The 23,691-nt window shown below is 62.5% G+C and carries 16 protein-coding genes; 5 read left to right on the top strand and 11 right to left on the bottom strand.

Annotation, left to right across the window (positions count from 1 at the left end; all coding sequences use genetic code 11):
• Window positions 1-185: 185 nt before the first annotated feature.
• From ACODTO_RS11320 to ACODTO_RS11305, 4 genes are all read right to left on the bottom strand, one after another.
• A complete protein-coding gene (locus tag ACODTO_RS11320) occupies window positions 186-1,856 on the bottom strand; it encodes a bifunctional protein-serine/threonine kinase/phosphatase (protein WP_175362940.1) in 1,671 nt (556 codons plus the stop codon).
• A 9-nt stretch (window positions 1,857-1,865) separates the two neighbouring features.
• Window positions 1,866-3,077: a nitrate/nitrite transporter gene (locus ACODTO_RS11315; protein ID WP_139648910.1), complete on the bottom strand. Its 1,212-nt coding sequence runs from the start codon at window positions 3,075-3,077 to the stop codon at window positions 1,866-1,868.
• 335 nt (window positions 3,078-3,412) lie between these two features.
• Window positions 3,413-3,988 (bottom strand): ANTAR domain-containing response regulator, encoded by a 576-nt coding sequence (locus ACODTO_RS11310; protein ID WP_139648908.1) that lies wholly within the window; start codon window positions 3,986-3,988, stop codon window positions 3,413-3,415.
• 13 nt (window positions 3,989-4,001) lie between these two features.
• The gene (locus tag ACODTO_RS11305; RefSeq protein ID WP_139648907.1) at window positions 4,002-5,213 is read right to left on the bottom strand and encodes a CmpA/NrtA family ABC transporter substrate-binding protein; all 1,212 of its coding nucleotides are present in this window, start codon (window positions 5,211-5,213) and stop codon (window positions 4,002-4,004) included.
• A gap of 243 nt (window positions 5,214-5,456) precedes the next feature.
• Here ACODTO_RS11305 and ACODTO_RS11300 point away from each other — a divergent pair, with 243 nt between their 5' ends.
• Complete coding sequence (locus tag ACODTO_RS11300) at window positions 5,457-6,476, top strand: quinone-dependent dihydroorotate dehydrogenase (RefSeq protein ID WP_139648905.1); 1,020 nt, start codon at window positions 5,457-5,459, stop codon at window positions 6,474-6,476.
• 318 nt (window positions 6,477-6,794) lie between these two features.
• Here the strand turns inward: ACODTO_RS11300 and rmf are convergent, their stop codons facing one another.
• Window positions 6,795-7,010 carry a ribosome modulation factor gene (rmf, locus tag ACODTO_RS11295; RefSeq protein WP_003223300.1) on the bottom strand — a complete coding sequence of 72 codons (216 nt, stop codon included), beginning with the start codon at window positions 7,008-7,010 and terminating at the stop codon, window positions 6,795-6,797.
• A gap of 533 nt (window positions 7,011-7,543) precedes the next feature.
• Between rmf and rlmKL the strand changes: the two genes are divergently transcribed.
• Both rlmKL and ACODTO_RS11285 read left to right on the top strand, forming a co-directional pair.
• The gene (gene rlmKL / locus ACODTO_RS11290; protein ID WP_139648903.1) at window positions 7,544-9,829 is read left to right on the top strand and encodes a bifunctional 23S rRNA (guanine(2069)-N(7))-methyltransferase RlmK/23S rRNA (guanine(2445)-N(2))-methyltransferase RlmL; all 2,286 of its coding nucleotides are present in this window, start codon (window positions 7,544-7,546) and stop codon (window positions 9,827-9,829) included.
• Between the two features lie 141 nt (window positions 9,830-9,970).
• On the top strand, window positions 9,971-12,355 hold the full coding sequence (locus ACODTO_RS11285; protein WP_139648901.1) for a sensor domain-containing diguanylate cyclase: 2,385 nt from the start codon (window positions 9,971-9,973) through the stop codon (window positions 12,353-12,355).
• Window positions 12,356-12,585: 230 nt separating this feature from the next.
• Here ACODTO_RS11285 and dacB read toward each other — a convergent pair whose 3' ends face one another.
• Window positions 12,586-14,052 (bottom strand): D-alanyl-D-alanine carboxypeptidase/D-alanyl-D-alanine endopeptidase, encoded by a 1,467-nt coding sequence (gene dacB, locus ACODTO_RS11280; protein WP_139648899.1) that lies wholly within the window; start codon window positions 14,050-14,052, stop codon window positions 12,586-12,588.
• A gap of 232 nt (window positions 14,053-14,284) precedes the next feature.
• Between dacB and ACODTO_RS11275 the strand changes: the two genes are divergently transcribed.
• Window positions 14,285-14,629: a YggL family protein gene (locus ACODTO_RS11275; RefSeq protein WP_024776763.1), complete on the top strand. Its 345-nt coding sequence runs from the start codon at window positions 14,285-14,287 to the stop codon at window positions 14,627-14,629.
• Between the two features lie 147 nt (window positions 14,630-14,776).
• On the opposite strand, the gene ACODTO_RS11270 is transcribed toward ACODTO_RS11275, so the two are convergent.
• Entirely contained in the window at window positions 14,777-15,967 is a 1,191-nt protein-coding gene (locus tag ACODTO_RS11270) for a benzoate/H(+) symporter BenE family transporter (protein ID WP_139648897.1), read from the bottom strand.
• A 333-nt stretch (window positions 15,968-16,300) separates the two neighbouring features.
• Here ACODTO_RS11270 and ACODTO_RS11265 point away from each other — a divergent pair, with 333 nt between their 5' ends.
• Window positions 16,301-17,065: a GntR family transcriptional regulator gene (locus ACODTO_RS11265; RefSeq protein WP_041021647.1), complete on the top strand. Its 765-nt coding sequence runs from the start codon at window positions 16,301-16,303 to the stop codon at window positions 17,063-17,065.
• Window positions 17,066-17,179: 114 nt separating this feature from the next.
• Here ACODTO_RS11265 and guaD read toward each other — a convergent pair whose 3' ends face one another.
• The 4 genes from guaD to xdhA form a co-directional block, all read right to left on the bottom strand.
• A complete protein-coding gene (guaD, locus tag ACODTO_RS11260) occupies window positions 17,180-18,484 on the bottom strand; it encodes a guanine deaminase (RefSeq protein ID WP_489106434.1) in 1,305 nt (434 codons plus the stop codon).
• Window positions 18,485-18,492: 8 nt separating this feature from the next.
• Window positions 18,493-19,335, bottom strand: coding sequence for a xanthine dehydrogenase accessory protein XdhC (xdhC, locus tag ACODTO_RS11255; RefSeq protein ID WP_489106433.1), 843 nt, complete (start codon window positions 19,333-19,335; stop codon window positions 18,493-18,495).
• Between the two features lie 183 nt (window positions 19,336-19,518).
• Window positions 19,519-21,915 carry a xanthine dehydrogenase molybdopterin binding subunit gene (gene xdhB, locus ACODTO_RS11250; protein WP_489106432.1) on the bottom strand — a complete coding sequence of 799 codons (2,397 nt, stop codon included), beginning with the start codon at window positions 21,913-21,915 and terminating at the stop codon, window positions 19,519-19,521.
• The gene (xdhA, locus tag ACODTO_RS11245; RefSeq protein WP_139648889.1) at window positions 21,908-23,362 is read right to left on the bottom strand and encodes a xanthine dehydrogenase small subunit; all 1,455 of its coding nucleotides are present in this window, start codon (window positions 23,360-23,362) and stop codon (window positions 21,908-21,910) included. Before xdhA ends, xdhB begins: the two co-directional genes overlap by 8 nt.
• Window positions 23,363-23,691 lie beyond the last annotated feature (329 nt).

The following is a 23,691-nucleotide window of genomic DNA, read 5'->3' as shown; positions in this document are numbered from 1 at the left end:
CAGATCCCCAGTGGCAGCAGACCCTCTGTGGCAGCAGATCCCCAGTGGCAGCAGATCCTCTGTGGCAGCAGATCCCCAGTGGCAGCAGACCCTCTGTGGCAGCAGATCCCCAGTGGCAGCAGATCCTCTGTGGGAGCAGATCCTCTGTGGGAGCAAAGCTTGCTCGCGATGGGCGCGACCGGATCTCAGCTATGAAACACCAGGAACAGCAATACAATATTCACCACCAACGACACCAGCGCCAACGTCCGCCAGACCTTCAGCGGTTCCCTTTCCAGCAGTGGCCGGGGCCTGACGCTCAAGCTGCGGCGCTCGCCCTGTTCCAGCAATAACAACCATTCCTCGGCGGTCTCAAAGCGCTCGTTCGGATCCGCTGCAACAGCGCGTTCCAGGCTTTGTCCCAGCCATTCAGGCAGGTCCGGCCGATAGCGGCTGGCGCTGACCGGCACGCCAAAGCGCGGTCGCTGGAAGGCCTCGACTTCGCCGTGGGGATAGTGTCCGGTCAGCAGGAAATACAGGGTCACACCGACGGCATACAAGTCCTGCTGCGCCGTCGGTGCGACACCGCCGAAGGCTTCCGGTGCGATATAGCTGGGGGTGCCCGGTAGCACGTTGGCCTGGTCTTCGGACAGGCCGGGGCAGTACGCCAGTCCGAAATCCAACAGCCGCAGTTCGCCGTCGTCCCCCAGATGCAGGTTTTCCGGCTTGATGTCACGGTGGTAGATCTGCCGTCGATGCAGCAGGCCCACCGCCCGCACCAACCGCTGCGCCAGGTCCAGCCATTGAGCCAAGGGCAAGGCGCCGGCCTGGTGGAACAGCTCGGCCAGGGTCATGCCCGGATATTCGCGCATCACGTAATACAGATGCTGGCGCTGGGGAACGCCGTGGACTTCCGGAAACTGCCTTCCGGCGACCCGCTTGAGAAACCATTCTTCCGACAGCAATGCCTGCCCGGCCCGGGTGTCGTCCCGTAGCTGCCCCGGCAAGGTTTTCAGTAGCCACGGTTGGCCTTGGCCGTCGTGTACCCGGTAGAGCAGCGATTGCTGGCTCTGGCCGAGCAGCCCTTCGACCTGCCAACCCTCGAACGCCTGGCCCGGTTTCAGCGCCGGGGGAAGGGGCCATTGCTGCAGTTGGATCAGCGCATCGCCGATGCTCGCTTCGCCCAGTGCATCGACCCGTATCAGCAAGGCGCTGGCGTTGTCCTGGCTGCCGGCCAGGTGCGCGGCGTTCACCAGTGTCTGGGCGGCGAGGTTCAGGTCCGGCTGGTCCCGAAGGATGCCGGCAATGGCCGTATCCCCCAAGACCGCCCAGACGCCATCGCTGAGCAACACGAAGGTCTCTTCAGTGCGCAGTTCGCCGTCGAGGAAATCCAGAATCAAATGTTGATCCAGCCCCAGGGCGCGCTTGAGCACATGTTGCATGCCCTGCTGCTCCCAGACGTGATCCTCGCTGACCCGTTGCAGATGATCTGCGTGCCAGCGGTAGACCCGGCAATCGCCCACGTGGGCGAGGGTGAAGCGCCGGCCCCGCAGTACCAGGGCACTGACGGTGGTGAGCAACGGCTGCCCGCCACCGTTGGCCTGCAACCAACGATTCTGTGCCAGCAACAACCGGTCCAGCGCCTGGGCCACGCCCCAGGTTTGCGGCGTGGAGTAATAGTCCAGGGCCAGTGCCTGCAAGGTCGAGCGGGCGGCCAGTCCGCCGTCGGCGCATTGACTCACGCCGTCGGCAATAGCGAACAGGTAGCCTTTGCTGGCGGCCAGGGCCGGGGCCGGGGTGACCAGGCGCAGGGCGTCCTGGTTTTCCTCCCGTGGGCCGATGGCAGTGGCTTCGGCAAAACTCAGTTGCAGGCTCATGGTCGCTGTTTATACCCGAGCCGCGGTGACGGCTGCGGAGCCCCAGGTGGTTCTCCAGCGACGCTTGACGCCGTGCAGGCCGAACCAGGCCAGGACGCCCAGGCTGGCGAACAACCACAACGCCAGTTGGTAGCTGCCGGTGCTCTGCTTGATCGCGCCCATGCCCGCCGCCAGGGCGAAGCCACCGATGCCGCCGGCCATGCCGATCAGTCCGGTCATCACGCCGATTTCGCGACGGAAACGTTGCGGTACCAGTTGGAACACGGCGCCGTTGCCTGCGCCGAGGCCGAGCATGGTGCAGACGAACAGCGCCAGTGCCGCGTAGGAGTTCGGCAGGTTGAAGCCCACCGCCGCGATGCAGATGGCCGCCACGGTGTACATGCCCAGCAAGGTGCGGATGCCGCCGAAGCGATCCGCCAGGGCACCGCCCAGCGGCCGCATCAGGCTACCGCCGAAGACGCAGGCCGCGGTGTAGTAGCCGGCGGTTACCGGGCTCAGGCCATATTGGTCGTTGAAATAGCCGGGCAGGGCGCTGGCCAGGCCGATGAAGCCGCCAAAGGTCACGCTGTAGAAGAACATGAACCACCAGCTGTCACGGTCACCCAGGGCCTTGAGGTAGTCAGCCATGGATTTGGCTTTCGGCCGCTCGGGAGCGTTCTTGGCCAGCCAGGCGAAGATGACCAGAGTCAGGACCAGCGGGATCAGTGCGAAACCGAACACGTTGCCCCAGCCGAAGGCGGCGGCCATCACCGGCGCGATGATCGCGGCCAGCACGGTGCCCGAGTTGCCGGCACCGGCGATGCCCATGGCCTTGCCCTGGTGTTGTGGTGGATACCACTGAGACGCCAATGGCAGGGCGACGGCAAACGAAGCGCCGGCCATGCCCAGGAACAGGCCCAGCAGCAGTGCCTGTTCGTAGCTGTGGATGCCCAGTTTCCAGGCGCAGAACAGCGCGCTGATCACGATCACCTGACCGACCATGCCGGCGGTCTTTGGCGAAATCCGGTCGGCCAGCAGGCCCATGAACAGCCGCAGCACGGCCCCGGCCAGAATCGGTGTCGCGACCATCAGGCCACGTTGCTGGGTAGTCAGATGCAAGTCGGTGGCAATTTGCACCGCCAGGGGGCCGAGCAGGTACCAGACCATGAAACTCAGGTCGAAATAAAGGAAGGCCGCGAACAGGGTCGGGGTGTGGCCGGATTTCCAGAAGCTTGAATTCATCGCGCACCTCAGCTGTAAAAGTCTCGAGAAATGAGTCAGTGCTTAGAGCAGTGCGCCGTCTGTGGTCGCACCACCGGCTCCGAAGAGCCAAAACAAAAAAACGCCGCAACCCGGATTGCCAGTGAGGCAAGAAGGGTGTGCGACGTCTTTGTCGTAGGTGGGGCAACCGCCGTTGGTTACCTGTGGGGATGCTTAAGCGAGATCTGTGCCAACAGCAGGTATCGAGGGGAGGTCATCGCGAGCAGGCTCGCTCCCACAGGTGGATTGGGCGGTACTCGGAATCCTTGTGGGAGCGAGCCTGCTCGCGATAGCGCCGGGCCAGGCGCCGCTGGGCCTCAGCCCAGCAACTCATTCATCGCAATGATCTGCTCGGCCACTTGAATCAGCTTCTGCTGGCGACTCATGGCCTGGCGGCGCATCAGGGTATAGGCCTGTTCTTCGTTGCATTCCTTCATCTTCATCAACATGCCCTTGGCCAGTTCGATGCGCTTGCGTTCGGCCAGTTGCTGGTCCCGGGCCTGGAGCTGGGCGCGCAGGGCCTGGTCGCTTTCAAAACGGGCCATGGCCACGTCGAGGATCGGTTGCAGGCGCGCGGCGTGGATGCCTTCGACGATGTAGGCGCTCACCCCCGACTTGATTGCCTGGCGCATCACACCCGGGTCGTGCTCATCGGTGAACATGACGATCGGTCGTGGCTGGTCGCGACTGACCAGCACCACTTGTTCCATGACATCCCGGCCGGGTGACTCGGTATCGATCAGGATTACATCCGGACGCACTGTTTCGACGCGTTCCGGCAGGTCGATGGTCAGCCCGGATTCGTCAATGACGTCGAACCCGGCCTCCACCAGGGCGGCCTTGAGACGGCCGACTTTCTTCGCGGTGTCGTTGATCAGCAGGATACGCAGCATGGTCGGGCTCCTGTCAGCGGCTGGCGAAAAGGGGAGCCGCATCGCTCAAGGCGTGCAGTTTGAAGCGGCGGGCATACCCGGCCGGATCCGAGCCGTCCCAGGTGGTGCCGTCGATCAACTGGCTGCTGCGCATGGCCTGGAAGGTGGATGAAATGCCCAGCGCCGTGCACGCCTGGCGATACAGCTCGAGTTGCTGGACCTCCTTGGCCACGGCCAGGTAGTCCGGGTCTTCCCGCAGCAGGCCCCAGCGACGGAACTGGGTCATGAACCACATGCCGTCGGACAGGTAGGGCACGTTCACCTCGCCGTTGCCATGAAAACGCATGGCGTGGGGATCCTGCCAGCTGTTGCCCAGGCCATCGGCGTAGATCCCCAGCAGACGGGGTTCGATGCAGTCCAGCGGGGCGTCGAGGTATTCGGGGGCACTCAACAGTTGGGCGGTACTGCGACGGTTCTCGGTGCTCTGTTCGATGAAACGGCTGGCTTCGAGGATCGCCATCACCAGCGCGCGCGCCGTGTTGGGGTATTGCTCGACGAACGCGCGGGTACAGCCCAGGACTTTTTCCGGGTGATCGGGCCAGATGGTCTGGGTCGTCGCCAGGGTGAAGCCGAGGTTCTGTTTCACTGCGCTGGCGCACCAGGGCTCGCCGACACAGAGCCCGTCGATGCGTCCAGCCTGCAAGTGCGCAATCATTTGCGGCGGCGGAACCACCACGCTGTCGACATCCGACAAGGGATGGATGCCCTGGGCGGCGAGCCAGTAGTAGAGCCACATCGCGTGGGTGCCGGTGGGGAATGTCTGGGCGAAGGTCAGTTTCGAGCGAGTTTGGTGCACATGGCGCTCCAGTGCCTCAGGACTGGTCACGCCCATCGCCTGCAGGCCGTGGGAGAGGTTGATGCTCTGACCGTTCTGGTTCAGTCCCATCAGCACCGCCATGTCGGTCGGCGCGACACCGCCGATGCCCAGGTGCACGGCGTAGATCAGGCCGTACAGGCTATGGGCCGCGTCGATTTCACCGCTGACCAGCTTGTCCCGCAGATTGGCCCAGGAGCTCTGGCGCTTGAGGTTCAAGGTCAGGCCGTAGGGTTGGGCGAAGCCCTGAGTGGCGGCCACCACGACCGGGGCGCAGTCACTCAAGGCCATGAAGCCGAGATCGATCACGCTTTTTTCCGGAGCGTCGCTGCCATTGACCCAGGCCAGGGGAGTGGCTGGAACTTCATTCATCGGGCATCACCTTCCACGTAAAAAAGCGCCGTACCCGGACGAATGCCAGAGCATGGCCGGATGACGACGCCGTTGTCCTCTAAAAACAGTGTGGCACTCATCCCGTCGTTGGCATGAGCGCCGATGAGCGAAAAGGGTGCAAGGCATATGCCATCGACGCTGTTTTGCGCAGGCGCCTCGCTTGAGCCGCTGTTGCGCGGCTATAATCGCCGCCTCATTTCGTCGCCCGAGTCAAAGCCGCCCATGTACACCCTGGCCCGTGAACTGCTGTTCAAACTTTCCCCGGAAACCTCCCACGATCTGTCCCTGGACCTGATCGGCGCGGGCGGACGTTTGGGCCTCAATGGTCTGCTGTGCAAGGCGCCGGCGTCATTGCCGGTGAGTGTGATGGGCCTGCAGTTCCCCAACCCGGTCGGGCTGGCGGCGGGTCTGGACAAGAACGGCGCGGCCATCGACGGCTTCGCGCAATTGGGGTTCGGTTTCGTGGAAATCGGCACCGTCACGCCACGGCCACAACCGGGCAACCCCAAGCCACGGCTGTTTCGCCTGCCGCAGGCCGAGGCGATCATCAATCGCATGGGTTTCAACAACCTCGGCGTCGACCATCTGCTGGCCCGCGTGGCTGCCGCCAAGTACAAGGGCGTACTGGGCATCAACATCGGCAAGAACTTCGACACGCCGGTGGAGCGTGCCGTCGATGATTACCTGATCTGCCTGGACAAGGTCTATGCCCACGCCAGCTATGTGACCGTCAACGTCAGCTCCCCGAACACCCCGGGGCTGCGCAGCCTGCAGTTCGGTGATTCCCTCAAGCAACTGCTGGCCGACCTGGCCCAGCGTCGTGCCGAGCTGGCGGTGACCCATGGCCGGCATGTGCCGTTGGCGATCAAGATCGCGCCGGACATGACCGATGAAGAAACCGCCCAAGTGGCCCAGGCGCTGGTCGAGACCGGCATGGACGCGGTGATCGCCACCAACACGACGCTGGGCCGCGAAGGGGTCGAAGGGCTGGAATACGGTGACGAAGCGGGCGGGTTATCCGGTGCGCCGGTGCGTGACAAGAGCACGCACACCGTGAAAGTGCTGGCCGGGGAGTTGGCGGGACGCTTGCCGATCATCGCCGCGGGCGGGATCACCGAGGGACGGCATGCCGCCGAGAAGATCATCGCGGGTGCGAGCCTGGTGCAGATTTACTCCGGCTTCATCTACAAGGGGCCGGCGCTGATTCGCGAGTCGGTGGATGCGATTGCGGCGTTGGGCTGATTTCGCGGCTGTCAGATACTTCTGTGGCGAGGGGATTTATCTGTGGCGAGGGGATTTATCCCCGCTGGGCTGCGAAGCAGCCCCAAAATCGCACGACCGAAACACCTTCATCAATTCATACATCGAAGAGGGATGCTGCGCATCCCAGCGGGGATAAATCCCCTCGCCACAACAGTGTTCGCAACTAGTTTCCGATGGGCATTAAAAAGGGCTCCTCGAAGGAGCCCCTGGGCCGTAGCCCGCCGTCCGGATGGGACGCGCGTGGTTAAATCGGTGTGTGGATCGAAGTTGTCGAGTTCCTGAGTATTGAGCCCTGTGTCAGCCGACGGCGTGAAGTTCGTTGAGTCTGTGGATACCCGCAGTGCCGGTCATACCGTCCCAGTTGTCGCCGCGTCCTTCTCGCCAGCCATTGATCCAGGCTTGACGTACCGACGGTAGAGTAAAGGGGCAAAGCTCACGGGATTTACCACCAACACCATATTGGTAACCGCGTAAAAATGCTCTTTCCAACGGATCACGCTTAAGTCTTCTCATAGGGTATTGCCCTCACTTGTTGACTGTTACTTCGCGTCGGCCTCTGTTGAGGCCGGGGCAGAATCATTCTGCCGTTGGTGGCTCGTTGCCGGCGTGACGAGCCAAGGTGTTGGCGCCGTTGTGGCGTCAACCTGTGTTGAGTTCTAACCAAAGCGTCACATGGATGGAATGATCGTTTTGTCATAAGCACGTAACAATAAAGACGTTAGGGCGATAAGTAACAGGGTGTTCAGCGTCCGCTTTTGAGCAAGACCCCTGTATGATCGGCCCTGCGTTGAACGGCGCTGTCTTTTCTCGGATGAGAATGTCCCCCTGTTGCACTCGGGTACTATTCGACGAAAGGGGTGACTTTTCATCAATTTGTTACACCGAATTTTTTATCTGCCCCCGCATCTAAGCTCTTTTAACCTGAGCGGCGAGGGTGGGACGGCACACTTTCGTGCCACCGGGTGCTCTTGAGAAAAGCACCTGATTGAACCTGACCCGGCAACGCGTTGCCCCGGTCCACTTAGCCAAAGGCTCTGGAACTCCCCATGTCCGATCGTTTCGAACTCTTCCTCACCTGCCCCAAGGGCCTCGAAGGCCTGCTTCTCGAGGAAGCCATCGGGCTTGGCCTTGAAGAGGCGCGCGAGCACACCTCGGCCGTTCGCGGCGTGGCCGACATGGAGACGGCGTATCGCCTGTGCCTATGGTCACGGCTGGCCAACCGCGTGTTGCTGGTCCTCAAGCGTTTTTCGATGAAAGACGCCGAGGACCTGTACCACGGCGTGCTGGACGTCGACTGGCAGGACCACATGCTGGCCGATGGCACCCTGGCGGTCGAGTTCAGCGGTCACGGCTCGGGCATCGACAATACCCACTTCGGCGCCTTGAAGGTCAAGGACGCTATCGTCGACAAGCTGCGTACCCCCTCGGGTGAGCGGCCTTCCATCGACAAGCTCAACCCGGACCTGCGTATTCACCTGCGCCTGGACCGCGGTGAAGCGATCCTCTCCCTGGACCTGTCCGGTCACAGCCTGCACCAGCGTGGTTACCGCCTGCAGCAAGGTGCCGCGCCGCTGAAGGAGAACCTCGCCGCCGCCATCCTGATCCGTGCCGGCTGGCCGCGCATCGCCGCTGAAGGCGGCGCCCTGGCCGACCCGATGTGCGGCGTCGGTACCTTCCTGGTGGAGGCGGGCATGATTGCCACCGACATGGCGCCGAACCTGCGTCGTCAGCAGTGGGGGTTCACCGCGTGGCTGGGCCATGTGCCGGCGCTGTGGAAGAAACTCCACGAAGAAGCCACTGCCCGCGCCGCCGCCGGGCTGGCCAAGCCTGCGCTGTGGATTCGCGGTTATGAAGCCGATCCACGGCTGATCCAGCCAGGTCGCAACAACGTCGAGCGTGCCGGCCTGAGCGAGTGGATCAAGATCTATCAAGGCGAGGTCGCTACGTTCGAGCCGCGTCCGGACCAGAACCAGAAAGGCCTGGTCATCTGCAACCCGCCGTACGGCGAGCGCCTGGGCGATGAGGCCAGCCTGCTTTACCTCTACCAGAACCTCGGCGAGCGGCTGCGCCAGGCGTGCCTGAACTGGGAGGCGGCGGTGTTCACCGGCGCCCCGGACCTGGGCAAGCGCATGGGCATCCGCAGCCACAAGCAGTATTCCTTCTGGAACGGTGCCTTGCCGTGCAAGTTGCTGCTGATCAAGGTGCTGCCGGACCAGTTTGTCACCGGCGAGCGTCGCACTCCGGAACAGCGTCAGGCCGAGCGTGAGCAAGCCCGCCTTGACCAGGAAGAGCAGGGACAGGCGCTTGAGGTACCGCAAGAGCGCCAATACAACAAGAATGGCAACCCGATCAAGCCGACCCCCGCTCCCGCGCCTGTGGTCGAGCAGGCGCGCTTGAGCGAAGGCGGGCAGATGTTCGCCAATCGCCTGCAAAAGAACCTCAAGCAGTTGGGCAAATGGGTCAAGCGCGAAGGCGTGGACTGCTATCGGGTCTATGACGCCGACATGCCGGAATACTCCATGGCGATCGACCTTTATCACGACTGGGTGCACGTGCAGGAATATGCCGCGCCAAAATCCATCGATCCGGAAAAGGCTTCGGCACGGCTGTTCGATGCCTTGGCGGCCATTCCCCAGGCGCTGAATGTCGACAAGAGCCGCGTGGTGATCAAGCGTCGCGAGCGCCAGAGCGGCACCAAGCAGTACGAGCGCCAGAGTGCCCAGGGCAAGTTCACCGAGGTCAATGAAGGTGGCGTGAAGCTGCTGGTCAACCTGACCGACTACCTGGACACCGGGCTGTTCCTCGATCACCGGCCGATGCGCCTGCGGATCCAGAAGGAGGCGGCCGGCAAGCGCTTCCTCAACCTGTTCTGCTACACCGCGACCGCCAGCGTCCATGCCGCCAAGGGAGGAGCCCGGAGCACCACCAGCGTCGACCTGTCGAAAACTTATCTGGACTGGGCACGACGTAACCTGTCGCTCAATGGTTTTTCCGACAAGAACCGCCTGGAGCAGGGCGATGTGATGGCCTGGCTTGAAGCTAGCCGTGACGAATACGACCTGATCTTCATCGACCCGCCGACCTTCTCCAACTCCAAGCGCATGGAGGGCGTGTTCGATGTGCAGCGCGATCACGTCCAGTTGCTGGACTTGGCCATGGCTCGCCTGGCGCCGGGAGGCGTGCTGTATTTCTCCAACAATTTCCGCAAGTTCCAGCTCGAGGACAACCTCGGCGAGCGCTACGCAGTGGAGGAAATCACCGCAGCAACCATCGATCCGGACTTTGCCCGCAACAGCAAGATCCACCGTGCCTGGAAAATCATGGCTCGTTGAGATTTTTCGATTGGATCCACGAAGCCTTGTAAATCAAGGCTTCCAGCCGATTTTAGGGCTGGTCAAAGTGATGGCTAATAGCTATAACTAGGCTGTGGCCAGGGCTGTACCGACGCCTGCCCCTTTTTCGAGTTGTGTCCTATGGCATTGCATCCGGTGCGTCCCAGGATCCTGGGTTTTATCAGCGAAGATGTATCGGCCTGGCTGGTGGCTTCACTGGTCTTCCTGGCTGGCACGTTCCTGACCGGTTTGGTGAGCTGGGCGATGATGAGCCTGTTCAACCAGCAACTTCGCCAGCGCTTCGAGCTGCAAGCGGAGGAGCGCTTCAGCCGTATCGAGGAAAGACTCCAGGAGCAGGAGCAGCGCCTCGACAGCCTGAGGCGTTTCTTTGCCAATTCGGCGGCGGTTTCCGAGAAAGAATTCCACGGCTATGCCGAACCGTTGTTGCGGCGTACCCAGGCCTTCGCCTGGGCGCCACGAGTGTTTCGCGACGAGCGGCAGGCTTTCGAACAACGGGAACGGAATAAACGAATCAACCCTTTCATCATCCGTGAAGTGGACGATTCAGGCGGCTTGCGGCAGGCCGCAGAACGGGACGAGTACGCACCGATCCTCTATGTGCAATGCCAGGGGTCCCAGGAGTCAACGCTGGGTTTCGACCTGCTTTCCCATCCATTGCGCCGCGCCGTGCTCGAGCGGGCTCGTCAACAGAACAGCCTGGCGGTATCGCAGCCGCTGGACCTGGTAGGGACCGATCCGGCCTTTGTCCGTGGCGTGTTGCTGGTGGCGCCGGTCACCCGGGCCTCTTCTACGGAGCCTTTCGGTTACGTGGTGGCGGCCATCAGCATGCGCCAACTGGTGGGCGACGGCCTGCCGACGGCCGGTCATGACAATCTTTCGATGCGGGTCCTGGACTTGTCCGATGCCGACCAGGAGGAGGTGCTGTTCGATTCTCCCGGGCCGCCGGGGGACAGTGACCTGGCGGCGATCCGTGTGTTGCGCCTGGCGGATCACGACTACCGGGTAGAGTTGCGGCCCAGCCGCATCTTCCTGTCGACCAACCATTCCACGATGTCGAGCCTGGTGGTATTGGGCGGTTTGCTCAGTTTCCTGCTCAGTGCCTTACTCTACGTCCTGGTCAGCCAGCGCCAACGGGCCCTGACACTGGTGGAACAACGTACCCAGGAGCTGCGCGCCCGGGAACAGGAGCTACGGGGTACCCACGGCCAGTTGCGCGGTGTGCTGGATGCCGCGACCCAGGTTGCGATCATCGCCACGGACCTGCGTGGCGTCATCACCACATTCAATGCTGGCGCCGAACAGATGCTGGGCTATCAAAGCTGCGAAGTCCTGCAGAGCATGACCCTCGAGAGTCTCCACGTGCCCCGGGAACTCCAGGCCCGGGCCGCAGAGCTTGGCGCCCGATTCGGCAAGCCGATTCCTACCTGCCACGCGATGCTGCTGGAGGGCGGCGAGGCGGGCGGCCAGCAGGCTCGGGAGTGGACCCTGGTAAGGCGTGACGGCAGTCACTTGACTGTGAACATGCTGGCCACGCCGGTGCTCGACGATCAGGGGCTCTGGGTCGGACACCTGGCGATTTGCATCGACATCACCGAGCGCAAGCGCGTCCACGAGGCCCTGGCGGCCCGGGACTTGCTGTTGAAGAAGCTCAGTGCTCACGTGCCGGGCGGCATCTATCAGTTCAAAATGGATTTCAACGGCCGCTTCAGTGTGATCTATGCCAGCGATGGCATTCGTGACATCTACGAACTGGAGCCCAATGTGCTGGTCCAGAACGCGGAGGTCGTCTTCTCCCGTATCCATCCGCTGGACAACGCGCGGGTCCGGGCGTCTATCCGTGCCTCGGCCGACACCCTGAGCCCATGGCGCGAAGAGTATCGGGTGCAACTGCCACAGCGCGGCCTGCGCTGGGTGCGTGGCGAGGCGACGCCCGAGCAACTGCCAGGCGGTGGCGTGTTATGGCACGGCTATATCTCCGATATTTCCGATCTCAAGCGGGTGGAAGAAGAGTTGCGCGCATTGTCCGTGACCGATGCCTTGACCGGTATTCGCAATCGGCGTTATTTCCAGGAGCGCCTGAACTCGGAAATGATCCGGGTCGAACGCGGCTCCGGGGATCTGTCGGTCATCATGCTCGACATCGATCACTTCAAGCGTATCAATGATCAGCATGGCCATGCGGTGGGTGACCGGGTGTTGCAAGCGGTTTGCCAGCGCGTTACCCAGCGTTTGCGGCGTACCGACGTCTTCTGTCGGCTGGGCGGTGAAGAGTTCGTGGTGCTGTGCCCTGACACCGATGGTGAAAGTGCCTATGCCTTGGCCATTGGGTTGTGGCAGGGGCTGCGGGGTACGGAGATCGAAGATGTGGGGATTGTCACCGCCAGCTTCGGCATCGCCAGCTGGCGCGCCGGGGAGGGCGCGGATGCCCTGCTGTTGCGGGCCGACTCGGGCGTGTACGCGGCCAAGCAGGCCGGTCGGGATCGGGTCGAGATGCAGGTGGGGTAAACGACCGGTGAACGAGTGGGAGCGAGCTTGCTCGCGATAGCGGGCGTGTCAGTTGACGGCTGTTTGGACTGATCCACCGTCATCGCGAGCAGGCTCGCTCCCACCCTGACCCCGGCGGACACAGACCCATGCACCCCATCAGGCCCCTGTGGGAGCGAGCCTGCTCGCGATAGCGTCAGCTCAGCCCCACGCATGCCAGTTGAATGGCGGCTATCGCGAGCAAGCTTGGATCAGAGCACCGACGCCGTCTGCGGCAGTTTCGGCTGGCGGTACAGGTCCAGCAGCACCTGGTCCAGCACCGATGAAGCGCCCCATGGCTTTGGATCGTTGAGGATCGCCACCACCGCCCAGGTGTTGCCGTTGATGTCACGGCTGAATCCGGCAATGGCGCGCACGGTGTTCAAGGTGCCGGTCTTGATGTGGGCTTCGCCGGCCATGGCCGTGGTCTTGAGGCGTTTGCGCATGGTGCCGTCGGTGCCGGCGATCGGCATCGAACTGATGTACTCGGCCGCATAGGGGCTGCGCCAGGCGGCTTGCAGCATCGCCGCCATTTCCCGGGCGCTGACCCGTTCGGCGCGGGACAGGCCGGAGCCGTTCTCCATCACCAGGTGCGGTGCGGTGATGCCTTTCTTGGCCAGCCATTGGCGCACGACCCGTTGCGCGGCCTTGGCGTCGTCACCGTCGGCTTCGTTGCGGAACTGCGCGCCGAGGCTCAGGAACAACTGCTGGGCCATGGTGTTGTTACTGTATTTGTTGATGTCGCGGATGATCTCCGCCAGGTCCGGGGAGAACGCCCGGGCCAGCACTTTGGCGTTGCTCGGGGTAGCGGCCAGACGGTCCTTGCCCTGGATGCTGCCGCCCAGTTCCTTCCAGATCGCCCGCACCGCGCCAGCGGTGTAGGTGGCATGGTCCAGCAGCGACAGGTAGGTCTGGGAGCTGCACCCATCGCCCAACTGCCCGCCGACGGTCACGGTCACGCTGCCGTCCGCCTGTGGCACCGGGTTGTAGCGCACACCGCCGGCGCATTGCTTGGAATTGACCGCCTTGACCTGGTTGTCGATATGGATGCTGGCAATCGGTGGCTCCACCGACACCAACACCCGGCCGCCATCATTGCGGGCAACGAAGCGCAGCGCCTTGAGGTTGACCAGCAGGGAGTCGGGCTTGACCAGGAAAGGCTTGTTCTCGTCGTTGCCGTCGTCGTTGAACTCCGGCAATTGCGGCTGGATGAAGAAACCGCGGTCCAGCACCAGGTCGCCGGTGATCTGCTGGACGCCGTTGGCCCGCAAGTCGCGCATCAGCAGCCAGAGTTTTTCCATGTTCAGCTTGGGGTCGCCGCCGCCCTTGAGGTACAGGTTGCCGTTGAGGATCCCGCCGCTAAGGGTGCCGTCGGTGTAGAACTCGGTCTTCCACTGGTGATTGGGGCCGAGCATTTCCAGGGCGGCGTAGGTGGTCACCAGTTTCATGGTGGAGGCCGGGTTGACCGAGACGTCAGCGTTGTAGATGGTCGGGGTGCCGGGGCCATTGAGTGGCACCATCACCAGGGACAACGCGTCGTCTTGCAACTTGCTGGTCTTGAGGGCCTTCTGCACATTGGGCGACAGGGCGGTGTTGATCGTAGCGGCGCTGGTGGAAACAGGGAGGGCCAGGGGAAGAAGAAGGCTGGCCAGAAGCAGTGGACGCAAAGATTTGATCATGTGTAATAAAACCCTACGGGCGAGGGGGAAAAAACGAGGACATGAAAATGAACGTCCTCAACGGTCAAGAAAGTGTCGGCATTATGCCCCAAGGCGCACCGGCATGGGCCGTGCCTGAGCCTCTGATGAGGCAATTTTTTACCGACGGTAGGTCGATACGCCCGATCAACCGGGCAATCGTTGCACCAAACTGGTAAAGTGCCGGCCGTTATTACTTATGAGGATTGTTCCAATGGCGACTAACCGTTCCCGGCGTCTGCGCAAAAAGCTGTGTGTGGATGAATTTCAGGAGCTGGGTTTCGAACTGAACCTGGATCTCAAAGAAGATCTGGACGATGAGGCGATTGACGCTTTCCTCGACGCTTTCCTGAAAGAAGCCATGGAAGCCAATGGCCTGGGCTATGTCGGCGGCGACGACTACGGTCTGGTTTGCCTGCAGAAACGCGGCTCGGTTTCCGAAGAACAACGTGCTGCCGTTGAAGCCTGGCTCAAGGGCCGCAGCGAACTGACCAACATGACGGTCAGCCCGCTGATCGACGTGTGGCACCCGGACATGCCGATCAACGCCAAGGCGTGATGTCCTGAACCGGCGGCCCGATAGGGCGCCGGTTTTTTTGTGCCTGGCGATTGGGTTTTTGGTTGATCTTCAGGCCGCTATCGCGAGCAGGCTCGCTCCCACAATTGGATCGCGTTTCCCTGTGGGAGCGAGCCTGCTCGCGAAGCCTTAGGCTTTACGCCAATTAAGAATCAGCAAGGTCAGCACCCCCGCCACAATCCCCCAGAACGCCGAACCGACGGAAAACAGTGTCAACCCCGACGCCGTGACCATGAAGGTGATCAGCGCCGCTTCCCGTTCCCTGGCTTCGCTCATGGCGATGCTCAAGCCATTGATGATCGATCCGAACAGCGCCAGTGCCGCGATGGACAGCACAAGTTCCTTGGGCAGCGCCGCGAACAACGCCGCCAGTGTGGCGCCGAACACCCCGGCGATCCCGTAGAAGATCCCGCACCAGACCGCTGCGGTGTAGCGCTTGTTATGGTCTTCGTGGGCATGGGGCCCGGTGCAGATGGCGGCGCTGATGGCCGCCAGGTTGATGCCATGGGAGCCGAACGGCGCCAGTAGCAGCGAGGCGATGCCGGTGCTGGTGATCAGGGGGGAGGCCGGTACGTGATAGCCGTCGGCCCGGAGCACGGCGATGCCGGGCATATTCTGGGAGGTCATCGCCACCACGAACAGCGGAATGCCGATGCTGATGGTGGCCGCCAGGGAAAAGTGCGGCGTGGTCCAGACCGGTGTCGCGACCTCAAGGGCAAAACCGCTGAAGTCCAGCAGACCCATCAGGCCTGACAGCGTGGTGCCGATCAACAGCGCCGCCAGCACCGCGTAGCGAGGCGACAGGCGCTTGACGATCAGGTAGGTGAAGAACATGCCCAGCACCAGGCCGGTGCGATGCTGGGCGGCGACGAAAATCTCGCTGCCGATCTTGAACAGGATGCCTGCCAGCAACGCTGCCGCCAGCGACGCCGGAATACGCTTGACCAGGCGTTCGAAGCTGCCGGTCAGGCCGCAGATCGTCACCAGTACCGCGCAGGTGATGTAGGCACCTATGGCTTCGCCATAGCTCACGCCACCCAGGCTGGTGATCAGCAACGCCGCGCCTGGCGTCGACCAGGCGATGGTGACCGGTGTTCGGTAACGCAACGACAGGCCGATGGAACATACCGCCATGCCAATGGAGATCGCCCAGATCCACGACGAAATCTGCCCGCTGGTCAGCCCCGCCGCCTGGCCGGCCTGGAACATCAGTACCAGGGAGCTGGTGTAGCCGGTCATCATGGCGATGAACCCGGCGACGATGGCTGAGGGCGAGGTGTCGGCGATTGGGCGAAGTGGCGCAGTCGTGACTTCGGTCATGGTGGGCGGGGGTCCTTGGATAGATTATGTACCTGTGGGAGCAAGGCTTGCCCGCGATGACGGTGCCTGGGTTTCAAGGCTCGGCGCGTCAGCTTCATCGCGGGCAAGCCATGCTCCCACAGTTGTCATAGGTGTCACAGATTGAGGGTTTAAGCCTAAACTCAACCCAGTGGTCAATTGCAATACAGCCAAGCCCACAAACAGCCATACAGTCGTGTTGCCATCAGAGGTTGTGTACAATCGCCGTGTTTTTTACGCGATACTTGCCAGCGACCCGCTGCGCCGTATTACAGTCACGGTCAATTCGCCGCAGTTTTTCCGACCCGAGTGCCCATGAACGAACAGTTGCAGCCCCTCAAGAAACAACCGCGAGCAGGTAAAGCCGGCCGCAGCGGAACCCAGGACGATATCGTCTATGCGCATATCTTCGAGGCCATCCTCGAACAACGCCTGGCGCCCGGTACAAAGCTGAGTGAAGAGGCACTGGGGGAGATTTTCGGGGTCAGCCGCACCATCATCCGTCGTGCGCTGTCGCGCCTGGCCCATGAAGGCGTGGTGTTGCTGCGGCCTAACCGCGGCGCGGTCGTTGCCAGCCCGAGTGTCGAAGAGGCTCGCCAGGTGTTCATGGCCCGGCGCCTGGTGGAACGGGCGATCACCGAGCTGGCGGTGCAGCACGCTACCGCCGAGCAACTTGCCGAATTGCGGCAGATGGTCAGCGACGAACGGGACAGTTTTTCCCGTGGCGACCGTGGTGCCGGCATCCGCCTGTCAGGTGAGTTCCATCTCAAACTGGCCGAAGCGGCGAAGAATGCCCCGCTGATCAGCTTCCAGCGCAGCCTGGTGTCCCAGACTTCACTGATCATCGCCCAGTACGAAAGTGGCAACCGGTCCCACTGTTCCTACGATGAACACACCCAACTGATCGATGCCATCGAAGCCCGCGACGCCACCCTGGCGGTGGACCTGATGATGCATCACATGGATCACATCGACAGCAAGCTCAACCTCGACGAAGAGGGGGCTTCGGACGATCTGCACGCGGTGTTTTCGCACCTGTTGCAGAGCAAGAAGCCTGGACGGTCGACGGCCAAGCTCTGACCTCATCTCGTTCCCACGCTCTGCGTGGGAACGCAGCCTGGGACGCTCTGCGTCCCAAAAGCCGAACGCGGAGCGTCCGTTGAGGCATTCCCACGCAGAGCGTGGGAACGATCCCTACCGTTGATGCACCAATCGCCCCGCCGCATAGGTCTGCGCCACCGTTCGGTCATCCCCCAGCGTCATCAACACGAACAATGTCTCGGCAATGTCGCGGGCCTGCTTCAGGCGATAGCTCAACAGCGGCGTAGCGTTGTAGTCCAGCACCAGGAAGTCCGCATCGCTGCCCGGCTGCAAGGTGCCGATGCGGTCTTCCAGGCGCAAGGCCCGGGCGCCGCCGAGGGTGGCCAGGTACAGCGATTTGAACGGGCTCAGCCGCGCGCCCTGCAATTGCATCACCTTGTAGGCTTCGTTCAGGGTCTGCAGCAGCGAGAAACTGGTGCCGCCGCCGACATCCGTGCCCAACCCCACGTTGACCTTGTGCTTCTCGGCCATTGGCAGGTTGAACAGGCCGCTGCCCAGGAACAGGTTGGAGGTCGGACAGAATGCGATGGCCGAGCCGGTTTCGGCCAGGCGCGCACATTCGTCGTCGCACAGATGCACGCCGTGGGCGAACACCGAACGCTCGCCGAGCAACCGGTAGTGATCGTAGACATCCAGATAGCCCTTGCGCTCGGGAAACAGCGCCTTGACCCATTGCACTTCCTGCAGGTTTTCACTGATGTGGGTCTGCATGTACAGGTCCGGGTATTCCTCCAGCAACTGACCGGCCAGCGCCAACTGCTCTGGCGTGCTGGTGGGGGCGAAGCGCGGGGTCACGGCGTAGTGCAGGCGGCCCTTGCCGTGCCAGCGCTCGATCAGCGCCTTGCTCTCGGTGTAGCTGGATTCGGCGGTGTCGGTCAGGTAGTCCGGGGCGTTGCGGTCCATCATCACTTTACCGGCGATCATCCGCAGGTCGAGCTTCTCGGCCGCTTCAAAAAAGGCATTCACCGATTGTGGGTGCACACTGCCGAACACCAGGGCTGTGGTGGTGCCGTTGCGCAGCAGCTCCTTGATGAAGATGTCGGCCACGGCTTCGGCGTGGGCCGGGTCGGCGAACTGGCGTTCACAGGGGAAGGTGTAGGTGTTGAGCCAGTCCAGCAGTTGTTCGCCGTAGGCGCCCACCATGCCGGTCTGCGGCAGATGGATGTGGGTGTCGATGAAGCCGGGGGTGATCAACGCGTCCGGGTAATGGGCGATTTCGATGTCCGCCGCCAGGCTCGGCAGCAGGTCATGGGCGTGGCCAAGGGCGCTGATCTGGCCGTTTTCCACCACCAGCAGGCCGTCCTCGAAATATTCATAAGAGGCTTCGAGGCCGACTTCGGCCGGGTCGGCGAGGCTGTGGAGCAGGGCGGCGCGGTACGCTTTGCGTGTTGTAGGCATGGGGAATCTCAGAATTTGGCTTGGCTGCGACGCGAGGCCGGCAGCAGCTTGGCAATGGGTTCGGCGCGGGCAGTGTGCTGGCCGAAATTCGCGTTATAGGTGGCGATGATTTCACCGGCGATGGAGATGGCGATTTCCACAGGCAGCTTGCCTTTGACTTCGCCAATGCCCATCGGGCAACGCATGCGTTGCAAGGTGCCGCTGTCGAAACCGCGATCGCGCAGGCGGTGTTCGAACTTGACCCGCTTGGTCTTCGAGCCGATCAGGCCGAAGTAGGCGAAGTCGTTGCGCTTGAGGATCGCCGCGCTCAGCTCCAGATCGAGCTGATGGTTGTGGGTCATGACGATGCAGTAGCTGCCGGCGGGCAATTCATCGACCTCGTCCAGCGGCTCTTCGCTGACGATTTTCTGTACGCCATGGGGCAATTGTTCAGGGAACTCGGCTTCCCGCGAGTCGATCCAGCGCACCCGACAAGGCAGGCTCGCCAACAGCGGCACCAGGGCCCGGCCGACATGACCGGCGCCGAACACGGCAATCTGCGCCTGCACCTGACCCATGGGTTCGAACAGCAGCACGGTGACGCCGCCGCAGCACTGGCCCAGGCTGGCGCCAAGGCTGAAACGCTCCAGATGCGTGCCCTGCTGGCCGTTGGCGAGCATTTGCCGGGCGATCTCCATGGCCTTGTATTCCAGGTGCCCGCCACCAATGGTGTCGAACGTCTGGCTGGCGCTGATGACCATCTTCGAACCGGCGTTGCGCGGGGTCGAGCCGAGTTCCTCGATGATCGTCACCAGCACGCAGGGTTCACCGCGGGTTTGCAGGTCGGCGAGGGCGCTGATCCAGTTGTACATGTTCACCTCGATTGATCGTTCCCACGCTCTGCGTGGGAAAGCATCTCTGGACGCTCCGCGTCCGCTTTCAAAGTTCTTTGTTGTCTGTTGCGGCCTCATCGCGAGCAGGCTCGCTCCCACAGGGATTTGTGAACACTGACCCACTGTGGGAGCGAGCCTGCTCGCGATGGGCCGCGCCGCGGTCTAGAGCGAAGCCATCTCGGTTTCAGGCTCTACCGCCTTCACCTTCAACCCGCGCATCTGCTCACAGCCCCACAGCACCCGCTCCGGTGTCGCCGGCGCGTCGATTTTCGGCTGGTGCCGGTAATCTCCCAGGCTCGCCACGGCGTCCTTGATCGCACACCACGCGGCGATGCCGAGCATGAACGGCGGCTCGCCCACGGCCTTGGAATGGAACACCGTGTCTTCGGGGTTCTTGCGGTTCTCCACCAGCCTGACCCGCAGGTCCAGCGGCATATCGGCTACGGCCGGGATCTTGTAGCTGGCCGGGCCGTTGGTCATCAGCTTGCCCTTGTCGTTCCACACCAGTTCTTCCGTGGTCAGCCAGCCCATGCCCTGGATGAAGCCGCCCTCGACCTGGCCGGTGTCGATGGCCGGGTTCAACGAGGCGCCGACGTCGTGGAGGATGTCGGTGCGCAGCATCTTGTATTCACCGGTGAGGGTATCGACGATCACCTCGGCGCACGCTGCGCCGTAGGCGTAGTAGTAGAATGGCCGGCCACGGGCCTGGCTGCGGTCGTAGTAGATTTTCGGGGTCTTGTAGAACCCGGTGCTCGACAGCGAGACCTGGGCGAAATACGCCTGTTGCACCAGTGCCTCGAAGGTCAGGATGTGATCGCGGACCCGCACATGGCCGTTGTGGAATTCCACGTCTTCTTCACTGACCTTGTACTGTCGCGCGGCGAACTCCACCAGGCGCCGCTTGATGATTTCGGCGGCATTCTGCGCGGCTTTTCCGTTCAGGTCGGCGCCGCTGGAAGCCGCGGTGGGGGAGGTGTTCGGTACTTTGTCGGTGTTGGTCGCGGTGATCTGCACCCGGTCCATTTCCACCTGGAAAACTTCGGCCACGACCTGCGCGACCTTGGTGTTCAGGCCTTGGCCCATTTCGGTGCCGCCATGGTTCAGGTGGATGCTGCCGTCGGTGTAGATGTGGATCAAGGCACCCGCCTGGTTGAGGAAACTGGCGGTGAACGAGATGCCGAACTTGACCGGCGTCAGTGCCAGGCCCTTTTTCAGGATCGGGCTGCCTGCGTTGTAGCGACGGATCGCTTCGCGCCGCTCGGCGTACTGGCTGCTTTCTTCCAGCTCGGCGGTCATCTCCTCGAGCATGTTGTGCTCGACGGTCTGGTAGTAGTGAGTGACGTTGCGCTCGGTCTTGCCGTAATAGTTGGCCTTGCGCACCGCCAGCGGATCGAGCCCCAGGTGCCGGGCGATGGCGTCCATGACTTCTTCGATGGCAACCATCCCTTGCGGGCCGCCGAAGCCACGGTAAGCGGTGTTCGATGCGGTATTGGTCTTGCAGCGGTGGCCGTTGATGGTCGCATCGCCCAGGTAGTAGGCGTTGTCGGCATGGAACATCGCCCGGTCGACAATCGACGCCGACAGGTCCGGTGAGCAGCCGCAGTTGCCGGCCAGTTCCAGGGCGATCCCGTGCAGGCGCCCGCGGCTGTCGAAGCCCACGTCGTATTCGATGTAGAAAGGGTGACGCTTGCCGGTCATCAGCATGTCTTCGACCCGGGGCAGGCGCATCTTGGTCGGCTGGCCCGTGAGGTGCGCGATCACCGCGCACAGGCAGGCCGGACTGGCGGCCTGGGTTTCCTTGCCGCCAAAGCCACCGCCCATGCGGCGCATGTCCACCACGACCTTGTTCATCGACACGCCCAGCACTTCGGCCACCAGTTTCTGCACCTCGGTGGGGTTCTGGGTGGAACAGTAAACGAGCATGCCGCCGTCTTCGGTGGGCATCACCGATGAAATCTGGGTCTCCAGGTAAAAGTGCTCCTGGCCGCCGATGTGCAGCGAGCCCTGTATGCGATGTTCGGCACTCGCCAGTGCGGTGGCTGAATCGCCGCGTTGGTGGGTGTGGCTGTCGAGCACGAAATGTCGTTTGCGCAGGGCTTCGACCACGTCGAGCACCGGTTCCAGGTCTTCATATTCGATGATCGCGGCCATCGCCGCCTTGCGCGCGGTTTCCAGGTCCTTGGCGGCGACGGCCAGCACCGGTTGGCCAACGAACTGCACATCGTCAATCGCCAGCAGCGGGTCGCCGGGTAGCAACGGGCCGATGTCCTTGAGGCCGGGGATGTCGGCGTGGGTAATGGCGATGCGCACACCTTCAAAGGCGTAGCACGGCGTGGTGTCGACGCGCAGGATCCGGGCGTGGGCGCGGTCCGACAGGCGCGCGTAAACGTGCAGTTGGTTCGGGAATTCGAGACGGTCATCGATGTACTGCGCGTCACCGGTCACATGCTTGGCGGCGCTGTCGTGCTTGACGCTGCGACCGACGCCGGTACTCAGGTCGTGGGCAAACAGCTCGGCCAGTTCGGCTTGGGTCTTCTCTACGGCGTGATGGTTAGACATAAGCGGTCACCCGAGTCTCGATGTGCGGCGTTTGCAGTTCGATGAAGTATTTGCGCAGCAGGTTGCGAGCGCTGAGCAGGCGGTATTCCTTGCTGGCGCGAAAGTCCGACAAAGGCGTGAAGTCTTCGGCCAGGGCGGCGCAGGCGCGTTCGAGGGTACTGTCGTTCCACGGCGCATCGATCAGCGCGGCTTCACAATGCTTGGCACGCTTGGGGATGGCGGCCATGCCACCGAAGGCCACGCGGGCATCGCGGACCACGCCGTTGTCGATGCGCAGATTGAACGCCGCGCAGACCGCGGAGATGTCATCGTCCAGGCGCTTGGACACCTTGTAGGCGCGGAACGCCTGCTCGGCGCTGGCCCGGGGCACGATGATCTTCTCGATGAATTCGCTTTCCTGGCGGGCGGTGACCCGGTATTCGATGAAGTAATCCTCCAACGCCAGGGTGCGACGGACCTGACCCTTGCACAACACAATCTGCGCGCCAAGGGCGATCAGCAACGGCGGCGAATCACCGATGGGCGAGGCGTTGCCGATGTTGCCGCCCAAGGTGCCCTGGTTGCGGATCTGCAGCGAGGCGAAGCGTTGCAGCAGCTCACCGAAGTCCGGGTATTCGGCTTTCAGGGCTTCGTAGCAATCGGACAGCGCGGCAGCGGCGCCGATTTCCAGGCGGTCGTCGAAACGCTCGATGCGTTTGAGCTCTGCGACGTTACCCACGTAGATCATTACCGGCAGGGTGCGGTGGAACTGGGTGACTTCCAGGGCCAGGTCGGTGCCGCCGGCCAGCAGGCGCGCCTGGGGATAGGCGTCGTAGAGATCGGCCAGGTCGGCCACCGTCAACGGCACCAGGCAGCGTTTGTCGCCACAGTTGAGCTCGCCGGTTTCCTTGGGCGCGATCGCTTCGAGACGGGCAATGGTCTCGGCCTCGCGGGCGTCGAACTGATCGGGTTGCTTGCCGCAGCAGGCCTGGTCGGCGGCAGCCAGGATCGGCCGGTAGCCGGTGCAGCGACACAGATTGCCGGCCAGCGCTTCATGGGCCTTATGGGGATCAGGTTGATCGCTGTTTTTTTGCAGGGCGAACAGCGACATGACGAAGCCCGGTGTGCAGAAGCCGCATTGCGAGCCGTGGCAATCGACCATCGCCTGTTGGACGCTGTGCAACTGGCCCTGGTGCTTGAGGTCTTCGACGCTGATCAGTTGCTTGCCGTGCAGGGACGAGACGAAGGTCAGGCATGCGTTGAGGCTGCGATAACGAATGCGCGAGCGGCCGCTTTCGTCTGTGTCCAATTCGCCCACCACGACGGTGCAGGCACCGCAGTCGCCGCTGGCACAACCTTCTTTGGTGCCGGATTTACCGACATGCTCGCGCAGATAGTTGAGCACGGTCAGGTTCGGGTCCAGGGTGTGCTCGCTACGGAGTTCCTGGTTGAGTAAAAACTGGATCACGGAAGGCCTCGCAGATTCATTATTGTTGTATCGACGTAGGCCGAATTTAGCAGGTCTGACTTTTCGGTCAACGTTTTTCTGACTTAAAGGTCAGGAAAATCCGGTTTGTCGATGAGCAACGTTCTATAGACACTGTAGAACCTTGTGGGAGCCGAGCTTGCTCGCGATGGCGGTGGCACATTAAACAGGGATGGAGGCTGGCATGCCGCCATCGCGAGCAAGCTCGGCTCCCACAGAACCTTTTTGCTTGAATCGTGCCAAAAACCCGGTACAGGCCCTGCGCCATGACGTATCGAGTGCGCTACACTGCGCCGCTTGTGCAGATCGAA

It is taken from the genome of Pseudomonas sp. FG13 (genome assembly GCF_057809755.1).
Note: the sequence above shows the minus strand (reverse complement) of the source record. Positions and strands in the feature narration are given on the sequence as shown.